The organism is Pseudomonas sp. Y24-6 (assembly GCF_020295325.1).
GTDB lineage: Bacteria > Pseudomonadota > Gammaproteobacteria > Pseudomonadales > Pseudomonadaceae > Aquipseudomonas > Aquipseudomonas gregormendelii.
In genome coordinates, this window is sequence record NZ_JACBXG010000007.1 from 73974 (window position 1) to 95923 (window position 21950).

Annotated in this window: 17 protein-coding genes; 4 read left to right on the forward strand and 13 right to left on the reverse strand. The window is 61.5% G+C overall.

Annotated features, from left to right (window positions below):
• Positions 1 to 3: 3 nt before the first annotated feature.
• The 5 genes from HYI44_RS15115 to HYI44_RS15135 all read right to left on the reverse strand — a co-directional run bounded on the left by HYI44_RS15115 (position 4) and on the right by HYI44_RS15135 (position 6989).
• Positions 4 to 1233, reverse strand: a complete 1230-nt coding sequence (locus HYI44_RS15115; RefSeq protein ID WP_122839835.1) for an NADH:flavin oxidoreductase — start codon at positions 1231 to 1233, stop codon at positions 4 to 6.
• A 72-nt stretch (positions 1234 to 1305) separates the two neighbouring features.
• Positions 1306 to 2952, reverse strand: coding sequence for a DUF1302 domain-containing protein (locus HYI44_RS15120; protein WP_225569754.1), 1647 nt, complete (start codon positions 2950 to 2952; stop codon positions 1306 to 1308).
• Positions 2953 to 3046: 94 nt separating this feature from the next.
• Positions 3047 to 4663: a FadD3 family acyl-CoA ligase gene (locus tag HYI44_RS15125; protein ID WP_225569755.1), complete on the reverse strand. Its 1617-nt coding sequence runs from the start codon at positions 4661 to 4663 to the stop codon at positions 3047 to 3049.
• Between the two features lie 31 nt (positions 4664 to 4694).
• The gene (locus HYI44_RS15130; RefSeq protein ID WP_045058525.1) at positions 4695 to 5717 is read right to left on the reverse strand and encodes a ferredoxin--NADP reductase; all 1023 of its coding nucleotides are present in this window, start codon (positions 5715 to 5717) and stop codon (positions 4695 to 4697) included.
• A gap of 84 nt (positions 5718 to 5801) precedes the next feature.
• Positions 5802 to 6989: an acyl-CoA dehydrogenase family protein gene (locus HYI44_RS15135; RefSeq protein WP_225569756.1), complete on the reverse strand. Its 1188-nt coding sequence runs from the start codon at positions 6987 to 6989 to the stop codon at positions 5802 to 5804.
• A gap of 321 nt (positions 6990 to 7310) precedes the next feature.
• On the opposite strand from HYI44_RS15135, the gene HYI44_RS15140 reads away from it, so the two are divergent.
• From HYI44_RS15140 to dmpG, 4 genes are all read left to right on the forward strand, one after another.
• A complete protein-coding gene (locus HYI44_RS15140; RefSeq protein ID WP_045058527.1) occupies positions 7311 to 8084 on the forward strand; it encodes a glucose 1-dehydrogenase in 774 nt (257 codons plus the stop codon).
• 68 nt (positions 8085 to 8152) lie between these two features.
• A complete protein-coding gene (locus tag HYI44_RS15145; protein ID WP_201148923.1) occupies positions 8153 to 8944 on the forward strand; it encodes a fumarylacetoacetate hydrolase family protein in 792 nt (263 codons plus the stop codon).
• A 46-nt stretch (positions 8945 to 8990) separates the two neighbouring features.
• On the forward strand, positions 8991 to 9917 hold the full coding sequence (locus tag HYI44_RS15150; RefSeq protein WP_122839829.1) for an acetaldehyde dehydrogenase (acetylating): 927 nt from the start codon (positions 8991 to 8993) through the stop codon (positions 9915 to 9917).
• A 10-nt stretch (positions 9918 to 9927) separates the two neighbouring features.
• Positions 9928 to 10956 (forward strand): 4-hydroxy-2-oxovalerate aldolase, encoded by a 1029-nt coding sequence (gene dmpG, locus HYI44_RS15155; RefSeq protein WP_045058530.1) that lies wholly within the window; start codon positions 9928 to 9930, stop codon positions 10954 to 10956.
• Between the two features lie 172 nt (positions 10957 to 11128).
• Here dmpG and HYI44_RS15160 read toward each other — a convergent pair whose 3' ends face one another.
• The 8 genes from HYI44_RS15160 to HYI44_RS15195 form a co-directional block, all read right to left on the reverse strand.
• Positions 11129 to 11962, reverse strand: coding sequence for an SDR family NAD(P)-dependent oxidoreductase (locus HYI44_RS15160; RefSeq protein WP_225569757.1), 834 nt, complete (start codon positions 11960 to 11962; stop codon positions 11129 to 11131).
• Positions 11963 to 11974: 12 nt separating this feature from the next.
• Positions 11975 to 12742, reverse strand: coding sequence for an SDR family oxidoreductase (locus HYI44_RS15165; RefSeq protein WP_225569758.1), 768 nt, complete (start codon positions 12740 to 12742; stop codon positions 11975 to 11977).
• A gap of 135 nt (positions 12743 to 12877) precedes the next feature.
• Positions 12878 to 14113: a helix-turn-helix transcriptional regulator gene (locus HYI44_RS15170; RefSeq protein ID WP_225569759.1), complete on the reverse strand. Its 1236-nt coding sequence runs from the start codon at positions 14111 to 14113 to the stop codon at positions 12878 to 12880.
• Positions 14114 to 14261: 148 nt separating this feature from the next.
• Positions 14262 to 16694, reverse strand: coding sequence for an efflux RND transporter permease subunit (locus HYI44_RS15175; RefSeq protein ID WP_225569760.1), 2433 nt, complete (start codon positions 16692 to 16694; stop codon positions 14262 to 14264).
• A gap of 14 nt (positions 16695 to 16708) precedes the next feature.
• Complete coding sequence (locus HYI44_RS15180; protein WP_225569761.1) at positions 16709 to 17695, reverse strand: WD40/YVTN/BNR-like repeat-containing protein; 987 nt, start codon at positions 17693 to 17695, stop codon at positions 16709 to 16711.
• Positions 17696 to 17983: 288 nt separating this feature from the next.
• On the reverse strand, positions 17984 to 18934 hold the full coding sequence (locus HYI44_RS15185; protein WP_122839823.1) for an OB-fold domain-containing protein: 951 nt from the start codon (positions 18932 to 18934) through the stop codon (positions 17984 to 17986).
• Between the two features lie 4 nt (positions 18935 to 18938).
• The gene (locus HYI44_RS15190) at positions 18939 to 20150 is read right to left on the reverse strand and encodes a thiolase family protein (RefSeq protein ID WP_225569888.1); all 1212 of its coding nucleotides are present in this window, start codon (positions 20148 to 20150) and stop codon (positions 18939 to 18941) included.
• 92 nt (positions 20151 to 20242) lie between these two features.
• Positions 20243 to 21910, reverse strand: coding sequence for a DUF1302 domain-containing protein (locus HYI44_RS15195; RefSeq protein ID WP_225569762.1), 1668 nt, complete (start codon positions 21908 to 21910; stop codon positions 20243 to 20245).
• Between the last annotated feature and the right edge of the window lie 40 nt (positions 21911 to 21950).

Sequence of the window (21950 nt, forward strand, 5' to 3'; positions counted from 1 at the left end):
CCGTTACCCCGCTGCTGGCTGACGGTTCAACTCGGCGTCGCCGGGCTTGCCCAGTACGCAGGACGTGCCGCCGGGGGTGTACATCATTGCCACGCAGCGGTTGCAGGCCGTGCAAATCGAATCGCGACTGACGCCGCTGGCGAGTTTATTGACGTAGTCTTGCTCAGCCAGCAACACCCGCCCCATGGCGACCAGGTCAAAGCCCTCGGCCATGACCTGTTCAATGCTCGACAGGCTCTTGGCTCCGCCCAGGTAAGCCAGGGGCATCTTGACCGCCGCGCGTACTTTGCGTGCGTGTTCCAACAGATACAGTTCGCGGAACTCTACCGTCGGCTCTTTACGGCGCTGAATGGCCATGGCCAGGGCGATGATCTTGTTTTTCTGCTGCACGCGGTTTTCCTTGGGAAAGGAAGAGCCAAACATGGTGGTGATCGATTCCGCGTTCATCCCGGCGCTGAGCACCAGCAAGTGCGCGCCTTCATCCTCCAGCATGCGGGCGATCCGGGCTCCGTCTTCGGCACTGTTACCGGCGCGCACGCCTTCGGTGATGCTGTATTTGCAGATCACCGCCATCTCCTGGCCGACCGCATCGAGCACCGCGCGCAGCACCCGTCGCGGAAAGCGCAGGCGGTTTTCCAGACTGCCGCCGTACTGGTCGCGGCGCTTGTTGTACATTGGCGAAATGAACTGGCTCAACAAGTAGCCATGACCCATGTGGATTTCCACTGCGTCAAAACCTGCCTGGCGCGCCAGCCGCGCGCCTTGAACGAAATCGTGCACCACTTGCTGCATATCGGCTTCGTTCATCGCCTGCTTGAGGAACATGCCACTCATCAGGCCTATCTTGTTGAAGCCTCCGCTGGCTGAAAGCGGACGTTTGGTTGAGCGCTCGCGAATAAAGGTGAAGCAGCCACCATGGGTGATCTGCGCGCTGGCCAGGCCACCGGACTGGTGCACGGCGTCGGTCAGGGCCTTGAAGTGCGGCACGCTGGATTGAGCGAGGATCAACTGGTTGGGCAAGGTGCGGCCATCAGTGCTCACTGCGCAGTAAGCCACGGTGGTCAGGGCGATTCCGCCAGCGGCGAGGGACGAGTGCAGCTTGACCAGTTGTTTGGAAGGCACACCCTGGGCGCTCATGCCCTCATTGGTGGCGGCCTTGATAAACCGGTTTTTCAGGATCAACGGTCCGATCTTGACGGGGCTGAACGCAGATGGGATTGAAGGAGGGTTCATGGCAGGCCTCTTTATTTTTATCAGGCTAGAAACGAAGCGCTGCGTCGCCACGTCGCGACGCAGCGATGATCTTCAGAAGGTGTATTTGGCGTTCAACGACAGGTAATCCCGGTCAGCCAGCAACCGCCCCTGGGCGACATCCGGAGAACTCAAGTAGGCGATATAGGTCATGCCGACCTGGAAGTTACCCAGATACTTGAAGTCCCCCCCCACAGTCAGGCGCTTCTCGTCGCGCCCCAGGCCCTGGTAGGCGCTACCGTCGAGGTTCTGTGTCCATACCACCTTGGTGCTCAGGTCCAGGCCGTTGGCGATGGACGGGTAGTCCATGTAGACGCCCACGCCCAGCAGGGTCGAGCCACGGGTCTGGGTCTGCGACTCGAACTGGTCAAATGTGCCGTCAACGCCAGTTCCGCCGCCGGTGATGGTCAGGCTGTCCACCCCGTCGATGTGTTGATGCACCACCTCGCCCATCACGGTGGTCTGTTGGGCCAGCATGCTTGGGCCGAGGATGTACGAGGCGTTGAGGTTGCCCTGCCAGATCTGCCCGGTAGTCGGCGCACCGTTGTTGAGGTAGACCGAGGCACCATCACGGTAGCTCAGGTCACCGGCGTACTGCACCGAGTCGCCGACCTTGGAGCTGAAGCTGATGCCGGTCAGTTCTACGTCTTCGAAGTAACCCAGGCGATAGGTCGGTGCGCTTGAATCATGACCGATGCCCTTGAGCGACGAATATTGGGTGTTACCCGTAAAGTCGAAGAATAATGAGCCTACCCGCTCGTGATAGCGGTAGTGGAACAGCCCCACTTCGGTGTTTTCGGTGATTCGGTAGCGTACCCCTACCCCCCATTGGCCGCTGTCTCTGGCGTCTTTTTCACCGGCATAACCGACCGCCAGGCCGTTTGGCAGGCTGTCGACTACCCCAGCGCCCAGACGATAGAACTCGGCACCGGGTCCGAAGGTGTCGCTGCCGAAATAATCGCCCACAGGGTTGAGCTGGGTTTTTTCCCATTCGTACTGGTAATAGCCGACCAGCGCCAGGTCTTCGTTCAGCGACCACGACCCGGACACCTGCCCCACCGGCAGGTACGAGTCCTTGGCCTCGGTACCCGGCACATTGAATTTGGTGGCATCAACCGGGGCCTGCCCCTGGCTGATGTTGGCCCAGAACAGGCTCTCGCCCCATGCCACCAGGTGCCGCCCGGCCTTGAGCGACAGATACTGGGTCTCGCCGACGTCGAAGTTGCCATACACATAGGCATCGAGCAGCCGCGCGGTACTGCCGCTCAGCCGGCGGGTTTCGTCACTGAAGCCATCGTTGTGTCCGGTCTTGTTCACCGTCTGCGCCGAGTCGTTAGCGTTTTTCTGGTTGTAGACATCGTCATAGAACTGACTCCCGCGCACTACCGCACCGAGGTTGTCATGTTTGAGTTGCAGTTCGCCGAACAGACTCAGGCGGTTATTGATCAATGAGCCGCGCTTGAAATTTCGCGTGCCGTCGTCGTTGTTCGGGTCATTGAGGTATTGACTGGCCTGCTTGGCGGTACGCATGGAGGCGGTGTAGTTGACCGTCAGCGACGAATCCAGGGTGGTGTTTTCCCCCAATTCGATGGTCGGCGCGGCGCTGGCCGTGGCACTGGCCACCGTGATGGCTGTCGCCAACAGGCAGCGTCCATCGATCATTCTCCCCGGACGGCGCGCAACAAGGTTTCGGGTAAACATGCTCATCTCCTTTTTTGTTGTTCTGGCTTGTGTCCCCACAGCATGAAAAAAACCACTTTCGCGCACATCGTCCGTTTGGTGAGATGAGCGTTTGTTACGCCTGCACGCCATTGACCACCATCGCGCGCAGTTCGCTCTTCACAACCTTGCTCGACGGATTGAGCGGCAAGGCGCGGAAAAAACGCACCTGGCGCGGCACCTTGTAATTGGCCATTTGCTCACGACTCCAGGCGATCAGTTGTGCCTCGTCGAGCTCTGCGCCCTCGCGCAGCACAACGCAGGCACAGCCGACTTCGCCCATGCGCTCATCGGCAATACCAATCACCGCCACCTGGGCAATCGCCGGATGCCGGATCAATGCCGCTTCGATTTCCGCCGGGTAGCAGTTGAAGCCACCGACGATGAACATGTCTTTCAGTCGATCGGTGATGATCAGGTTGCCCGCTTTATCCAGGCGCCCGACATCGCCGGTGTGGAGCCAGCCATCGGCGTCGATGACTTCGCGGGTCGCTTCGGGGTCCTGGAAATAGCCCTGCATGATGTGAAAGCCACGCAGGCAGATCTCACCGGTTTGCCCTGGATCCAGCGCCTGGTTATGCGGATCGCGAATACTTGCCTCAGTGCCGGCAATAGGCCGTCCGCTGGTGCCGGCGATCACCTGCGCCGAGTCTTGTGGGTCGCAGATAGTCGCAAGCCCCCCGCATTCGGTCAGGCCGTAGGCAGTGGTCACCACGGCAAACCCCAACTCGTTGCGCATGCGTTCTATCAGGCTCGGCGGAATACTCGCTGAACCGGTCACCGCGATGCGCAAGCTCGACAGGTCGGTCTGCTTGAGCTGCGGATGCGCAAGCAGCGAGAGGTACAGGGTCGGCGCGCCGGGCAAGACGCTGATGCGCTCACGGGCGATGCGCTGGAACACTTGTTCGGCGTCAAACACCGCATGGGGCAGGATGGTCGCTCCGCCAATCAGGCAAGTCAGCCAGCCGGCTTTATAGCCAAAGGCATGAAAGAACGGGTTTACGATCAGGTAACGATCACCCGGCACCAGGCCGATGACCTTGACGTATTCGGTAAAAGCCCGCAGGTTCTGGCCATGCCCGCTCATCACACCTTTGGGTTTGCCGGTGGTGCCGGACGTGAACAACAGGTCGCACATGGCCTGGGGGTCGACCGCTAATGCACGTTGCCTGGCGCTGTCGGCATCGACGGTTACCGCACCACACAGAAACTGTTGAAGCGTCAGGTCCGCAGGCGATTCGGGCGTATCGCCATCGAGTATCACCAGATGCTGGAGGCTGGCCGGTCGATGGGGGGCGAGGAGCGCCGGATAATCCACATCGAGAAATTGCTGCTGGACAAACAACAGCCTGCAGCCGCTGCGTTCCAGCACATCGGCGGCCTCAAGCCCCTTCATGCGCGTGTTAATCGGCACCAGCACCGCACCTGCACACTGAATGCCCAGCGCGGCGAGGATCCAGTCACCGCTGTTCGGGGCCCAGATACCGACCCTGTCACCAGGCTGGATACCCACAGCCATCAGGCCCCGGGCAAAGCTCATGACGCGCTCGGGCAGTTGGGCGTAGTCGATGCAGTGGCCGTTGTCCTCAATGGCAGTGCGACCGGCGTGACGTTCGGCGCTACTGAAGACTAACTGGGCAAAGTTGACGGGGGCGGCGCTCAGGGGCGCGGCAAGATTCAGGCTCTGATTCATCGTGGGCTCGGGCTTGGCATCATTGGGGGCATCACTCTGGAAAGCGGATACGCAATTGCGCGCTGGTGGGCACTGCCTGACAGGCAAGAATCCAGCCTTCGGCCAGATCACCCGCATCCAGGGCATCGTTATGCAGCAGCTCGACATCGCCGCTTACCAGCGTGCACATGCATGAAGCGCAGCCACCGACGCGGCAGGCGCTGGGAGGCTTGAGACCGGCGCGTTCCATCGCAGCCAGCAACGTCTCGCCGGTGTCGCAGGCCAAGTGGTGGTCTTCGCCATCCAGGCGCACGGCGAGTTGGGCGGCCACGGCAGCCTCGATGCTTGCCACCTGTGGCAGCTCGCCTTCGCCGGGCAGCGACACGAACCGCTCGACATGCACTCGTCGCTCCGGCATGCCCAGGTCCTTTAACGCATTGACGGCGGCGTCCATGAACGGGCCCGGTCCACAAATGAACGCCTGCGCATCTATAAAGGGCCGCGCCAGTTCGGCCAGCTGTCCGACACTTGGGATGCCCTGGACCGAATCGAGCCAGTGGACGATTTGCAAGCGTTGCGGGTGGGCGCTGGCCAGGTGCCGGAGTTCATCGCGGAAAATCACTGAGGACTCATCGCGGTTGGCGTAGATCAGCAGGACCCGGCCGGTTCCGGCGAGCAACGCCGAACGCAGGATCGACAGCACCGGGGTCACGCCACTGCCGCCGCCGAACAGCAGTAAATCGCCGTCGAGGCTACGCGGCACAAATACCCCGGCAGGTGGCAGTACCTCCAGGGTTTGGCCGGCCTGCAACTCGCTGCACAGCCAGTTCGAAGCGCGGCCCTCGTGCACACGTTTCACCGTTACCCGCAAGGGCTCATCCAGCAATGGCGTGCTCGACAATGAGTAGCAACGGGGCAGCCAACCGTCCTCGAAGGGCACTCGCAAGGTCAGGAACTGGCCGGGTTGATAGTGGAAGCGTTCACCCAGATGCTCCGGCACGTCGAAAACCAGGGAGCGCGCATCGGCGGTTTCCTCGATCACTCGTGCCACACGCAGGGCAAGATAATTGTTCATAGATCAGCTACTCATGACCACCTGCCCAAGTATCACGGGCAGGTGTAGACCCAGGGAGTCAAAACGGGTGCCACGGCCACGGCCTCAGACGTAAGGGTCCGGATTGGGCAAGCCCAGCATCACCGCGCCGTAACTGCGCCCGTAAGCCATGTAATTGTTGGCAATGTGTCCACGTGCCTGGTGCAGGTCGCGGAACAGTCGCGCCACCGGGTTGGTGTTGTACAAGCCTGAAGCGGCCATGCTGCGCAGCAGGTCGTTGGCCCGTTCAGCGCAAATATTGGTCACGTAGGCCGACTGGTAGCGATACAGCAGCCGGGTTTCGGTATCCGGGTATTCGCCGGCGCGGGCCAGGCTCATGAGGTGCTCGTAGTTGCGTTCCAGCACCAGGCGCAGGCTGTCAACGGTGATCATCGCTTCGGCAATGGCGGTTTGCGCCACAGGATCGTCTGCGGTACGGGCACCGTGCTTGCCGATATGTTTGGCGGCATTATCACGGAACTCGTTGATCGCACCCTGCAGGGCGCCAATGGCCGATGTGGAGACGGCGCGGGAGAACACCTGGGCAAACGGGATCGCGTAGATCGGGTTGGTGTTGACCTGGCGCCCGGGCGTTGCATCGAGCGTCCAGTTATTGGTGCGCTGCACGCGATGGGCGGGGACGAATACATCCTCGACCGTGATGTCATGGCTACCGGTGCCGCGCAGGCCCATGACGTCCCAATTGCGTTCAATCTGGTAGTCCTTGCGTGGCAACAGGAAGGTGCCGTGCTCGGCCGCCTGCTCGCCATCGGGCGGCAGTATTCCGCCCAGAAACACCCATTGGCAGTGCTCACTGCCGCTGGAGAACCCCCAGCGCCCGCTGATGCGGTAACCGCCCTCGACCACCGTGACCCTGGCCGCTGGCATGTAGGTCGAGCAGATCAATGCATTGTGGTCATCCGCCCAGACTTCGCGCTGGGTTTCAATCGGGTAACGGGCCAGTTGCCATGGGTGAACCCCCATTACGCCATATATCCAGGCAGTGGACATGCAGCCTTCGGCAAGGATGGTCTGGATTTCGAAGAAGGTGCGCGGGTCCACTTCATATCCACCAAACGCCCGTGGCTGCATGGCCCGTAGCAGTCCGGTGGACTGCAACTCGAGCACGGTCTCCACCGGTACTTTCAAGTCCTTGTCGGCCTGCGCCGTGCGCGCCTTGAGGGCGGGCACAAGGCTGCGCGCACGCTCAATCAGATCTCGTTCGTCCTGGGTCTTTTCTCGCATGCTGTGCATCACTCAACTCTCCCGATCTCACTGCGCCACTGCGCGAGTTGTGATCAATCATCGGATCGAGTGCACGATCATTCATCGTCAAAGCGGACTAGGGGGCCGTACGGTTTTCGCCGGTTGCCAGAGCCGGGTTCTTCCTGGGTAGGCGCTGCCGCAGGCTGCGATCTTTTGATCCTGCTTCTAAATAACAGGATCAAAAGATCGCAGCCTGCGGCAGCTCCTACGGGGTATGTACCCTGCTCGATAGTCCATTGAGACGATGCTGGCTGCGGTCGTTGCGACGATAGTCAACCCATCAGCCATCGACCCCACGGAGCAAGGGCTATGAGTATTTTGCAGCGTTTCCAGATGCACGGCAGCGTCGCCATCGTCACCGGCAGCGGCCGGGGAATCGGTCGGGCGATTGCCCTGGCGTACGCCGAAGCCGGCGCAGATGTGGTGTGCTCGGCGCGGTCACTGGACGAAGTTCAGGCCGTGGCCGAAGAAGTTCGCGGCCTTGGACGACGCGCCCTGGCGGTCGCGTGTGACGTCAACGACGCCGAGCAACGCCATGCGCTGGTGCGTCAGAGCGTGGAGCAAATGGGTCGTATCACTCACCTGGTGAACAATGTCGGCGGTGGCGGTCCGAATGATCCGCTGGCGATGTCGCCCGAGCAGTTCGCTCAGGTGCTGAACTTCAACGTCGCCACCAGCTACGCCTTCTGCCAATTGTGTGTGCCGCTGATGCGCGAGGCAGGCGGCGGCAACATCATCAATATCAGCTCGGTAGCGGCACGCTATGCACAGCGCCATTTCAGTGCCTACGGCACCGCCAAGGCTGCCCTCAGCCATCTGACCCGCCTGCTGGCCCAGGACTTCGCACCGCAGGTCCGGGTCAACGCTGTCGCACCCGGCCCTACCCTCACTGAAGCGCTCAATGGCGTGATGCCGAGTGCCATGCGCCAGGTCATGGAAAGCAACACTCCACTCAAGTGCCTGGGCACCCCGCAAGATATTGCTGCCGCCGCGCTGTACCTGGCCAGCCCGGCCTCAGCCTGGGTGACTGGCAAGGTTATCGACGTCGATGGCGGCGCAGACTCGTCGGTCTGGCCCGGCTAAGCAACTGTTTTTGGCCCGCCCCTGATGACGTCGGGGCGGGTTTTTTTCCACATGACTGGAGCCCTGCCATGGACGCTCATTTGATCAACACGCTGGGCGACGAATTGTTCAACGCCTTGCGCAGCCGTCAGACCCTGGCGCCCCTGACCCGGCGCTACCCTCAGATCACCCTGGAACAGGCCTACCGGATTTCCTTGCACTTCCTGCAACGTCGCGAGGCACTTGGCGAGCAGGTGATTGGCAAAAAAATCGGGGTGACCAGCCGCGCCGTACAGGAAATGCTGGACGTGCACCAGCCAGACTTCGGTTTCCTCACCAATGCCATGCAGGTCGAGGATGGCTGCGAAGTCAGCCTCGCCCAATACAACCTGATCCAGCCGAGGGCCGAGGGCGAGATCGCCTTTATTCTCGGCGAAGATTTACAAGGCCCCGGCATCAGCGCCGAGGACGTACTCGCTGCCAGTCAATGGGTCGTGCCGTGTTTCGAGATTGTCGACTCAAGAATCGATGACTGGCAGATCCGTATCCAGGACACCGTGGCCGACAACGCTTCCTGTGGCGTGTTTGCTCTTGGCGCCCAGCGCACCGACCCGCGCTCGCTGGACCTTGCCGCCGTGCACATGCAAATGCTTAAAAACGGCCAGCCGGCAGGCTCGGGACTGGGCTCGGCGGTACAAGGCCACCCCTGCGCAGCCGTGGCCTGGCTGGCCAATACCCTGGGCGAACTGGGCATTCCGTTCCGCCGCGGCGAGATCATTCTCTCCGGTGCCCTGGCGCCGCTGGTGCCCGTAGTCGCCGGTGACCAGATCAGTCTGTCCATGAGTGGCCTGGGCGAAGCCAGCCTGCGCTTTGTCCCTTGATCACCCTGCACGCCCTTCCCTTTCTCCCTTCCTGGAGCCAAAGACCATGAACAAAAAGATCAAATGCGCGCTGATCGGGCCGGGCAACATCGGAACCGACCTGTTGTACAAATTGATGCGCAGTGACGTGCTGGAACCGGTGTGGATGGTGGGCATCGACGCCACCTCCGAAGGCCTCGCGCGGGCTCGCGAGCTGGGCCTGAAGACCACGGCCGAGGGCGTCGACGGTTTGCTGCCTCATGTACTGGAAGACCAGATCCAGATTGCCTTCGATGCCACTTCGGCCTACGTCCACGCGCAAAATTCGCGCAAACTCAATGCCTTGGGCGTGTTGATGATCGACCTGACGCCAGCCGCCATCGGCCCGTATTGCGTACCGCCGGTCAACCTCAAGGCTCAACTGGGCCTGGGCGTCATGAACGTCAACATGGTCACTTGCGGCGGCCAGGCCACCATTCCGCTGGTGGCGGCGGTGTCCAGCGTGCAGCCGGTGGAGTATGCCGAAATCATCGCCACCGCCGCCTCCAAATCAGTCGGCCCCGGCACTCGAAAAAACATCGACGAGTTCACCCGTACCACCTCCAGGGCAGTGGAGAAAGTCGGCGGTGCGAAGAAAGGCAAGGCAATCATCATCATCAACCCCGCCGAGCCGCCGCTGATCATGCGCGATACCGTGCATTGCCTGACAGTCACTGAACCCGACCAGCCGGCGATCACGGCCGCTATCGAGGCCATGATCGAGCAAGTGCAGCGCTATGTGCCCGGCTACAAGCTGGTTAATGGCCCGGTGTTCGACGGCAATCGGGTGTCGATTTTCATGGAGGTCGAAGGCCTGGGCGACTACCTGCCCAAGTACGCCGGCAACCTCGACATCATGACGGCTGCGGCGGCACGCACGGCCGAGATGTTCGCCGAGGAAATCCTCAAGGGCGAACTGGTTCTGCAAGCCACCGGCTTAACCGCCAACGCATAAGGAAAAGACCATGGATCTTCGCGGCAAAAGCATTACCGTCCACGACATGTGCCTGCGCGATGGCATGCACCCCAAGCGTCACCAGATCAGCCTGCAACAGATGAAGGACATCGCTTGCGGCCTTGACGCGGCCGGCGTGCCGCTGATCGAAGTCACCCACGGTGACGGGCTCGGCGGCAGTTCGGTGAACTATGGCTTCCCGGCCCACACCGACGAAGAATACCTGTCGGCGGTAATCCCGCTGATGAAAAAGGCCAAGGTTTCCGCACTGCTGCTGCCGGGCATCGGCACAGTCGATCATCTGAAAATGGCCCATGAACTGGGCGTCAACACCATCCGGGTGGCCACCCATTGCACCGAGGCCGATGTCAGCGAGCAGCACATCTCCCACGCCCGCGGCCTGGGCATGGACACCGTCGGTTTCCTGATGATGGCTCACATGAACAGCCCTGAGGGCCTGGTCAAGCAAGGTTTGCTGATGGAAAGCTACGGCGCCAACTGCATCTACCTGACCGACTCGGCGGGCTACCTGCTGCCCCATGAAGTCAGTGCACGTGTGGCGGCAATGCGTGCAGCGCTCAAGCCAGGGACCGAGATCGGTTTTCATGGCCATCACAATCTGTCGATGGGCGTGTCCAACTCCATCGCCGCGATTGCCGCCGGGGCCAACCGCATCGACGCTGCCTGCGCGGGCCTCGGTGCTGGCGCAGGTAACACGCCGATGGAGGTGCTGGTGGCAGTGTGTGATCGCATGGGGATCGACACGGGTGTCAGCGTATTCGGGATCCAGGACGTGGCCGAAGACCTGGTGGTGCCGATCATGGACTTCCCGATCCGCAGCGACCGTGATGCCCTGACCATGGGCTACGCCGGGGTCTATGGTTCCTTCCTGTTATTCGCCAAGCGCGCCGAGAAAAAATACGGCGTGTCGGCCAGGGAAATCCTGGTCGAAATGGGTCGCCGCGGCATGGTCGGCGGCCAGGAAGACATGATCGAAGACACCGCCATGACCCTCGCCCGCCAGCGGCGGCAGGCGTAAAATCGCGCAGCCCGCTTCGACGCTTTCGCGGGCAAGCCCGCTCCCACAGGTTAAGTGATGTACGGAGGTTTTGTGTACGACACCGAAACTGTGGGAGCGGGCTTGCCCGCGATGAGGCCATGCCCGTCACCCTCCATGGCGACTGGCCCAACGCTTTCTCAAGCAGTATCTGTCAACGCCAATCAGCAACGATGCCGTGTTCCAGCGCAAACGGCTGCGCAGCAATGGTCCGCCGTTGAAACCCGGGTGCCTGTTCCGCAGTGGCCAGCCACAGCATCACCGCCGCCGGCACGTGGGGTGGAGCGCTGCCCGCACGCAGCGCGATCAGGCCTTTGTCACCAATGGTCGCCTTGAGTGCCTCTGTGGTGACCACGCCAGGATTGAGCGTATAGGCGCGCACGCCAGCCTCGCCCAGTTCAATGGTCAACACCCCGGACAATCGTGACACTGCCGCCTTCCCGGCACCGTACGCATAACCCCAGCCGCCCTTGCCCGCAGCTACCGGTGGGTCGCTCTCGCCGGCACCGGAAGTGACGTTGATCACCACCCCGCCCCCGCGCGCCACCATGTGTTCGGCCACCGCCTGGGTCAGCAGGAACGGGGTGAGTATGTAGCCCTGGAACATCCGTTCCAGGGTCTGGGCCTGCAGGTCCATGAATCCGGCATTAAGGTCACTGCCCTGGTAGATCGCGTTATTGATCAGCACGTCGATGCGCCCGTACTCGGCCAGCACCGCCTGGCAGGCGGCCAGGGCCGAGGCGCTGTCGAGCAAGTCCATCGGCACGACGAGCACCCGGCTCCCGAGATCGCGCAGGGCCTGCGCAGTACCATTGAGGCTGCCGGCCAGGGGCGCCCCGGCGGCGTCGCGCAGGGCATGTTCATGTTGTTCCCCCTCGTTGAGGGTACGGGCGCTGATCGCCAGGTCGAAGCCGGCGCGGGCAAATGCCAGCGCCGCCTCACGGCCGATGCCCCGGCTGGCGCCGGTGATAAATGCCACTTTGTTCATGCAAGTTCCTTTTTAGAAGCGCGTGGCGCGGACCATGGCGTCCATGCCGCCATCGACGAACACGACACTGCCATGAATAAATGAAGCCTGGGGCGATTGCAGGAAGGCAACTACTGCGGCAATTTCCGCAGGTTGTCCGGCGCGACCCAGAGGTGCGACAAATTCGCGGGTGGCCTGGCCAAAACGCGAATCGTCCAGCGAGGCCTGGTGCAATGGAGTTTCAACCGCACCCGGCGCGACTACGTTCAAACGCATGCCCTGCTTGCCCCAGCTCACCGCCAGGCTACGGGCATGCTGGCTGATGGCACATTTGGAAGCAGCATAGGCGACGTGCGGTTGACCGAGGTCGTTGGCCAACTCCAGCGCCCGGGCCTCTTCACCGGCGATCATCGCTTCGGTCATCGGCTGGCCATCGGGCCCGGAATGAGTCGCCGCCACCGAGCCGATCACCAGCGCAGCCGGCCGTTGGCCATTGGCCAACGCGCCCTGCAGGCCGTCGAGCAACTGGCTGACGCCGAAGTAATTCACCGCAAGGATCAAACCGCAGTTGGATGCCGTGACACCGACCCCGGCGCAACAGATCAGCCCATCGAGGACCCCACCGCTGAGTTCAAGCACTTGCCCGATGGCGGCCTCACGCCCTTGCGCAGTGGACAGGTCGGCGATCACTTCGGCGTTACTGCGATCGATCCCGATGACCTGATGACCGGCGGCGCGCATGGCCGCAGATACGGCCGCCCCGATTCCCGAGGCGCTGCCGGTGATGGCTGTAATTGGCATGGTGATTCTCCGTGATTGGTCCGCCCAGTATCGACAGGGCGATCACGGGACGGCATCGTCCGTGCGGACTAAAAATGTGCTGCGTGAATATTAGCTACGCCGGGCGGCGAATGGCCCGGCGAAGGGTGGGCAAGATCAGGCCTGACGATAGATTGGCACGGCCAGTCGCAGCGGCGGCACCTTGATTTTTTCGGCCACCTTCAACGCGAGTTGCGGCTTGCCCAAGGCAACCACGCTGTTGAGCATGATGCGCACCAGTTCCGTCTGGCGTCGCACTCCGGTCTTGGAGAAGATGGAGCGCAGGTGCGCCCGCGCGGTGTTGCGCCGGATATTGAGCACTTCGGCAGCTTCCTCCAGGGACAAGCCGTTGGCGAGTTCCATGGCCAGGGCGGTTTCGGCCTTGGTCAGGTTGAACAGCTGCTTGGTCACCACTTCACTGGCCAGGGATTTGCTCGACGCATCGCGGATGTACACCAACGCCGCCGGTTGCCCCTTCTCTTCTGCCCAGTCCAGGCATGGAATCGATTCGACGACCACGCCGAGGTTGACCAGGCCAGATGGACGCGTCACCGACATGGCCTCGGCGCTTTTTGGGGCATCGGGACAGAACGCGCCACGAATCAGGCGTTGCAACTCACGGTTGTCGCTGGGATACGTCGCCTCAAGGCGTCCGCCCACCAGTTTCAAGCCATCGGAACGGGCGAGGATTTCCTGGGCCACGGGATTGATCTGCAACACACTGCCGCTCTCGTCGAGCACCAGGGTCGCCACCGATAACCGGCTGATGGCCTGGGAGTACAACTCGCTCAGCGATTCACTGCGGTCTCGCAAGTTATGCAGTTGGGAGGCCCGTCGCAGGTGAGGCAGAAAGCTGGCGCACACTGCGCGGTCGTGGTCGGAGAAGTTGGGAGCCGGTTTGGGGCGAGTCATGCGCAAGCGCAGTTTGCCGCCGTCCGGTGTGGAAATATCGGCACACATCAAGTGGTACACGTCATAGGGTTCGCAGAACATTTTGTAATAGCCGTTCTGCTCCCATTGCGTTGTGCTCATGAGGTCGTCCACGGTGAACACATGGTCCAGTGGCTGGTTGGAGAAAGGCGAGTTGATTTGCGGGTAGGTCATGTAGCAGACATCACCGGCGCCTTCGATGTCACCGACGATGATCATCACGCCGGTTTCGGGTTGATCCGGCACCCGCAGGATCAAGGTGACGTAGTTGGCACCGTAGAGTTTGAGAAAGCTTCGAAGGGCGTGGGCCATCAGCTTTGGATCCAGGGCGCCTTCGTAGATTTCGCCCACCAACTGGTTGTAGTGCGTGAGATCGAGGCCAAGACTGGCCAGGGCTTGGTGCGTCAAGTCAGCGTTTTGCATAGTCTTATCTCGCTCGGGTAAGGACTGCGCCCTTCCCTTGTTATTTTTATAATTTCGGCTGGGGGAACCCGGGCTCCCCCCTCATTCGACTGCGACTTCTCAGCCAGTTTCCCTAGTGTGTGCGGACTCCACAATAGGTCGGACAGGTTTATTTTTCGCCTCCTCGATCACGCGCGGCCGGGCTGTTTTTCAGACGAAACTGCCCTTGTACCGGCACCGGCTGGCGCATTCTGTCGGCGACCAACGGCCGCCCACGATTGAACCACGCGGCCAGCGCCGGAAGGAGGAAAATGGCCCCCAGCACGTTGACCAGAAACATGAACGACAGCAACACACCCATGTCAGCCTGAAACTTCAGCGGTGCGAACGCCCAGGTGCACACGCCAATGGACATGGTCACGGCCGTGAATACCGCCGCCGTGCCGCGTTGGCACATGGCCTGGTAGAACGCCTCGCGCAGATTGGCTCCGCGCAGCATTTCGTGCTGAATACGTTCGTACAGGTAAATGCCGTAGTCCACGCCCACTCCGACACCCAGCGCCATGACAGGCAAGGTGGAGACCTTCAGGCCGATACCGAGCATGGTCATCAGTGCGTTACACAGAATCGCGACAATCGCCAGCGGCACCAGAATGCACAACACCGCGCGGATGGATAAGAAAGTCAGCCAGCAAAACAGCGCCACTGATCCAAACAACGCCCCGAGCATGATCACTTCCGCACGCTTGACCGCCTCGTTGGAGGCCGCCATAACCCCCACGTTGCCACCCGCCAGGAGGAACTCGACTTGCGGCGAGCTGACTTCGGCAATGATCCGCCTCGCTTCAGTGATCGCATGGCTGACAGTGCTGCCTTCGTGGTCGGTGAGGAACACCAGGATCTGCATCTGTTGGCAACCGTCGGTGACCAGGCCATCATCCGGTATATATGCCCGAGCGCCCTGACTCAGGCCGCGGGCCGATCCCGGTATCGCCGCCCAGCGCGGATTGCCTTCGTTGTTGCCAGCAATCACCCGTTTGCCCATGTCCGCCACGCTTTGAATCGACTGCACACCCGAGACGGTACGCATGCGGAAATCGAAGGCTTCCACCGCGCGCATCACCGTAGGCGACAAGCAGCCCTCCTCGACACCCTTGACCTGGACGAACACTGACATCACATCCAGCCCGATGGAGTAGCTGCTGATGATCCTGGCGTTGTCCTGGTTGTAGCGCGAATCAGCGCGCAGTTCCGGCGCGCCCGCGCCGATATCACCCACTGCCAGGTCGCGAGCCTTGTAGGCCCCGGCCGCCAGCAGCAACAGACTGACAACAAATACCCCAAGGGCAGGCCCAGGCTCGGCCAGTGCCGACAAGCGCCACCACAGGGGGTGCCTGCCCGCCGGCCGCGATTGCGCCCGACGCAACAGCGCAGGTTCCAGCCGCAGGTAGGAAATGATCACCGGCAGCATCAGTTTGTTGGTGATGATCATCAACATTACGCCGATGCAGGCCGTCGCTCCCAATTCGTGAACGATCGGGATGTCGATCATCATGATCACTGCGAAGCCCAGGGCATTCATCAGCAAGGCCAGGGAGCCCGGGATGAAGATCTTGCAGAACGCCGAGCGCGCCGCTTCCTTCGAAGTACTGCCGGCCAGCACGTCTTGTTTCCAGGCGTTGGTCATCTGCACCGCATGGGACACGCCGATGGAGAAAATCAGGAATGGCACCAGGATCGACATCGGATCGATACCCAGGCCCAGCAGCGGCAGCACACCCAGCAACCAGACCACCGGCAGCAAAGCGACCAGCAACGCCACCACTGTGAGGCGCAGGGACCGCGAATACAGCCACAGCAGCAACCCGGTGATGACGAAGGCCACCACAAAGAAACCGATCACCGTGTTCAACCCTTCAACCACATCCCCCACCAGTTTGGCGAAGCCGACAATGTTGATCTCGATATTGGGGCTGTTGTACTTGCTGCGGACCTCTTCCAGACGCTTGGCGATCTCGACATAGGACACCGGCTGGCCAGTCTTGGGATCGACGTCCTGCAAGTCGGCGCGGACCATGGCCGACTTGAGGTCGTTGGCCACCAGACGACCGACCTGCCCCGAGGCCGCCGTGTTGCTGCGCACCTGCGCCAGGTCTTCTGGCGTACCGCTGAAACGCGGAGGCACTACCACATCACCGAAGAACCCTTCTTCGGTGATTTCGATATAGCGCACATTCGCGGTAAACAGCGACGTCACGCTGGGGCGACTGACCCCGGAAATGAAAAACACGTCGTCGGTGACCTTGCGCAAGGTCTCCAGGTACTCGTTATTGTAGATGTCGCCTTCGCCTTTCCAACGCACGCTGACCAGGAAACGGTTGGCACCCGTGAAGTAGCGGCTGAACTGGAGAAAATTGATCATGTACTCGTGACGCACCGGGATCTGTTTGTTGAAACCCGGATCCAGTTTCGTATGGGTGGCGCTGTAGCCAAGGCCCAGCGTCACCAGCACGAACAACACCAGCAGCACCTTGCGCCAGGCCATCAGGTGGTCGGCGCACGTTTCGACGCAGCGCGTCACCCAGTGTTTAGCTTGATTCATTGACCGCCTCTCATTTACTGGGTGGCCTGTGTGGCCACTAGGGCAGCGACGCTGCCACCTGAACCCTGCAATACGCCGCGCTCGCCACCTACCAGCAATCGCGAGCCCACCATCGTCGCCGAGGTCAACGTGCCAAGACCGGCCAGGCGTCCGACGCCGACCAGGGCGCCCTGTGCATCCAGGCGTACCACCGAACTGCCGGCCCCGACGATCACCAGGCCGGAGTGGTCGGGCAGCAACACATGGCCGTACAACGGCAGTTGGTTACCGAGCTTGATCTGGGTCCAGCTGTCGCCGAAGTCGTGGCTGACGAACACATGCCCGCGCATGCCGTAGGTCACCCAGTTGTTCGCACTCAAACGCACAATGCCGAACAGCGAACCGCTGTAGAACGCTGGCAAGGGCTGCCAGTGCTGGCCGCTGTCGGTAGTACGCAACACCAGCCCCTGCTCGCCCACCAGCATGCGTCGGCCATCGTTGCCACCTGCCATGCTGTTCAGGTGCGCGCTGTCGATGTCCAGCTGCCGCGGTGCCCAGGTTTGTCCGCCATCCAGGGATTGATAAAACTTGCCGAAGCTACCGAACGCCATGACGCTGTCGCCACCGTCGGTCCAGATGCCCAGTAACGGCTCGCCCAGATCGCTGTCGTAACGTATTTCCTGCCAGCTGCTGCCGGCATCCTCGGAACGCAGGATCCAGCCATCATGTCCCACGGTCAGCAAACGCTTGGCGTCAAGCGCCACCACTGCAGTCAGTGTGGCATTGCGCTGCGTGGCGACGCTGGCTGGCTGCCAACTGACGCCCTGATCATCGCTGAGCAAAATGCTGCCACGTTCGCCCACGGCCACCACTCGGGCGCCAAGATTGAGCAGGCCGTTGATCTGCACCCGGTCCGGGCGCGTGGCCAACAGTTCTGCTTGCGGAGGGGATTTGGGGGAAAAGGTGTAGCCAATGGTCAAGGCGACCACCAGGCAGACCGCGTAGCCGATCACCGAGCGCATGAGCAACGCTCCTGTTCGGGGACGGCGTGGATAAGGCAAGTCATAGGGCCAATCCTCTTGTTTTTGTCACGCACCAAGGCATGCGAGGCAATCGAGATGGGCGTTGCCTCTGGATCAATAGTCGGTGCAAGGAATGGGTGGCACATCGTCCAAATGGCTTATGCAACTGTGGGAGCGAGCCTGCTCGCGATGGCGGTAGACCCGTGGGCATTGATGCCGACAGGTATGGCCTCTTCGCGAGCAGGCTCGCTCCCACAGGAGATCACCGCTCATTGGATTGGGTGGCGATCAAGCCATGTACAGGATCACCAGGTCGTTGATCACCGACGGCCGGTCCTGGCCCACCACATGAATGTTGAGTTCCAGGGTGAGCTGGGTGCCACGGGCCAGGATTTCGACTTTTTTCACCCGGGCCCGCGAATGGATGCGCGAGCCGGCTGGAACAGGCGCAGGGAAGCGCAGGCGATCGGAGCCATAATTGATCTGAGTGGTGAAGCCGCTGATTTCGAAGCCCAATGCCAGTTTCATCCGTGACTGCAGCACTTGCACCAGCGCACCATGGGCAATGGTGCCGCCGAATGGACTTTGCAGCCGCGCCCGCTGCGGATCGGTATGAATCCAGTAATCGTCCCCCGACAACCGCGCAAAGTCGTCGATCAGCGCCTGGTCGACCATCACCACATTGCTCCAGTCGCTGTATTGCTCACTGACCAGCGCCTGCAAGGCCGGCCCGTCGTTGAGGTCGATCTGGCGCGCGGGAGGTTGTGCCGACGTTGAAGGTGCCGGCTCGCTGCCCATTGCGGGCAGCGGCTCAAGGCTCGCCGCATCCTTGTCAGTGCCGGTGAAGCGCAGCAGCCGATTGCCCTTGGCGTCGACTTCGGCGAACACCGGCTGCAAGGCCATACCGATCTTGATTTCGTTTTCCTCAAGGCCGACCAGGTTGGTGTTGATGCGCACCCCTTCGGCCAGCTCGACCACCGCCAGTTTCTGTGGCATCTCATCCATGAAATCGGGCAAGGTCGCGATGCGCGTCACGGTATAGCTGTACAGCGTTGCTGCGCCGTCGACTTCGCGCCAGGCCAGGTCGTGCTCCAGGCACACAGGGCAATGTCGGCGCGGGTAGAAGTTCCAGTGCGCACAGGCGTTGCATTGCTGGATCAAAAGCCGGCGAGCCTTCAGGCCCTCCCAGAAGGGCGCGGAGATCTGTGTCGCCACGGGCATCGGTTTGTTGTTGGACATGTGCTTATGCTCCCTGAAGTATCAATGCGCCCTGCTCACTCATTACCCCACCGGTGCCCGAGACGTAGACGCTGTCGCAGCGCCCCAGTTGCCGCTCACCGGCAGTGCCGGCGATTTGCGTCACCGCCTCGATCACCTGGCTCATGCCACCGGCCGAGGCCGACTGGCCGAAACTCAGTTGTCCGCCATGGGTATTCATCGGGAAATCACCACGCCAGGTCAGGTCGTGTTCACGCACAAACGCCATGCCCTCGCCCTTGGCGCAGAAACCGGCATCCTCCAGGGTCAGCAGGGTGGTAATGGTGTAGCAGTCGTAGATCTGCGCGGCATCGACGTCTTTAGGCTTGAGCCCAGCCATGGCAAAGGCTCGCTGGGAAGCCGGACCAATTGGCGTGTGCAGCATGTCCTCGGCATAGGACGGCGACTTGAATGCCAGGTGTTCGCCAAACCCGGTGATAAAGGCCGGGCGCTTGCGGGCCCGCGCGGCCACTTCCTTGTTGGTGATAATCATCGCGGCGCCGCCGGCCACCGGCATGACGATTTCCAGGACGTGCAAGGGGTCGGCCACCATCTTGCTGGCCAGCACCTGCTCGATGGTCAACGGCTGGCCATAGAACATCGCCTGCGGATTGGCCAGGGCGTTAGTGCGCTGGTCCACGGCAATTTTGGCCATGGCCCGCTGGTCGTAGTCGTAGTGCGCGGCATAACGCTGGGCGATCATCGCGTAGCCGGTGTTCTGGCCCATGTGCCCGTAAGGCAGGTCGAACTCAGCCTCGGGCGCGCCGAATGCCGTGCTATGCCCGCCAAAGCGCATGGACCGGGCCATCCAGCCAGGATCCTCATCGGGCCCCAATGGCGCCATGCGTGCAGGGATCACGCACAGCACGGCCTGGCACAACCCCAATTCGATCGCGGCGGCAGCACGCCAGACCATACCGACCGAGGTGCAGCCACCCAGGTCCACCACTTCGGCAAAGTTCAGTCGCAAGCCCAGGTACTCGGCAGCCATCGCCGGTACAAACACCGAGGCTTCATGAAAGTGCGGACCGTTGATCACCAACCCGTCGAGGTCCGAGGCCTTGAGCCCGGCATCGCGCAGGGCCTGCGCTGCCAGGTCCGCGACCTGCTCGAGGTGGAACATCTTGGGTGCGGTCGAATACTTCTCCGGTTTGTACTGTGCGGTGCCAACAATGGCCGCATGCCCTTTGAGCCCCATTAGTGCCTCCATGCCGAAGCGTTCCGCTGCGGCTTTTTCCAGTGTGTTGAGGTCCGGGCGCAGCAAGGCGGCCGCGGACCTTTTGTGGTCGATCAGAAGGTGTATTTCATCGAGAATGTGGCGTAGTCGCGGTCAGCGAACGGACGGTCGATCGGGTCCGCCTCGCCCAGATAGGCGATGTATTTCAAGCCGACTTCCAGGTTGCTCAAGTATTTGAACGTGGTGCCCATGCTCAGGCGTCGGTCGCCCTGCACCCCGGAGATGCTTCCGGACATGGGCGTGGAGCCGCTGAAGACATTGGAGAAACTGAAGGGGACTTCCAGATCCCAGCCTTGGAAAACCCCCGGATAACTGAACGATGCGCCCACGGTGTAGGCGCTGGAAGATTTGGTGCGGTAGCCTGCACCGGTGCTGTAGGTGTAGTCATCGGAAGCCGCCACGAGAGATGCCACGGAAGGAAGAAGGTTTACACCCTGCAGGTTCGGCGCGGCCGAAGCGGCTTCGACGCTGTCGACCTGCACCCGGATGACTTCGGCGGTCAGCGTCGTCTGACTGGCCCACGGACGATCCCCCAGGATTCGCAATGCTGACAATTGCATTTGCTGGCCCTTGCCCCTGGCCGGGACGGCCCCAAGACCTGTGTTGACCATTACAGGCGCACCGTCGCGATACGACCATTCGGCGCCGATCTGGGTATCGCCGAGCTTGGTCGAGGCACTGATGCCGGTCAGCTTGATGTCTTCGAAGTACTTGATTCGATAGCCATTGATGGCGAAGGCGTTGAGGCCTCCGCCCACTGGCAGCGGGTCATAGCCGACCAGGGCGGTGGCAGGATTCTTGTCGTGGTAATTGACGTGGAACAGCGACAGTTCGATGGCCTGTACCGGGCGGTAGCGAACCTGAACGCCCCACTGGCCGCTATCGCGGGGTTCGTCGGTGCCGCGGTAGGCGACCTTCTGGCCGTTGGCATAGATGAATTCGCGCCCGGGCCCGACCACATCGCCGCTCGACAAGTAGCTGCCCACCGGCGGCAGTTCAGTACCCTTCCATTCGTACTGCACGTAAGCGCCGAGGGTGATGTTGGGGTTGAGGCGGAAAGAGCCGGAGAATTGGCCCACCGGCAACAGAATCTCCTTCACTTCAACACCCGGCTGGGATGCTTTGACCGCGTCGGAAGGGTTCTGTACACCGTTCACACCGGGGTAGAACAAACTCTCGCCCCAGGATTCGATGTGCCGACCGGCCTTGACGTCAAGCATGGTGTTGTTGTCAAAGCGCCAGCCGCTGAACACGTAGGCATCCAGCAGTTTGCTGCGACCGCCACTGTAGTAACGGGTGTCACTGGTGAACTCGTCGTTGCTGCCGTTCTTGTTCACGGTGGCGGGCGAGTCGTTATCATTTTTGCGATGGTAGACATCGTCGTAGAAGGTACTGCCCCGCACCACCGCGCCGTAGTTGTCCTTGCGCAGGATCATTTCACCCAGCGCCCCTACGCGGTTGGTGGTCAGGCTGCCACTGTCGAAGTTGCGGTTGGCATCGTCGGCGTTGACCGTCAGCAAGCGATCGCTCTGGCTGCCCGTACGCACACCGAGGCCGTAGCTGGTGGTCACCGACCAGTCGATGGTCGCGCCGTTGTCGAACTCGATGGTTTCACCGGCCCATACCGGTGTCGACACCAGCGCAATGGCCGCCGCCAGGCTGGTGACCTGAAACGCGCTTGAACCGATGACCGTAGAGTTATTGTTGTTTTTGTTGATCACACTGACTCTCCTGAAGGGCAACCGGTTGGCTGCCTGGAAT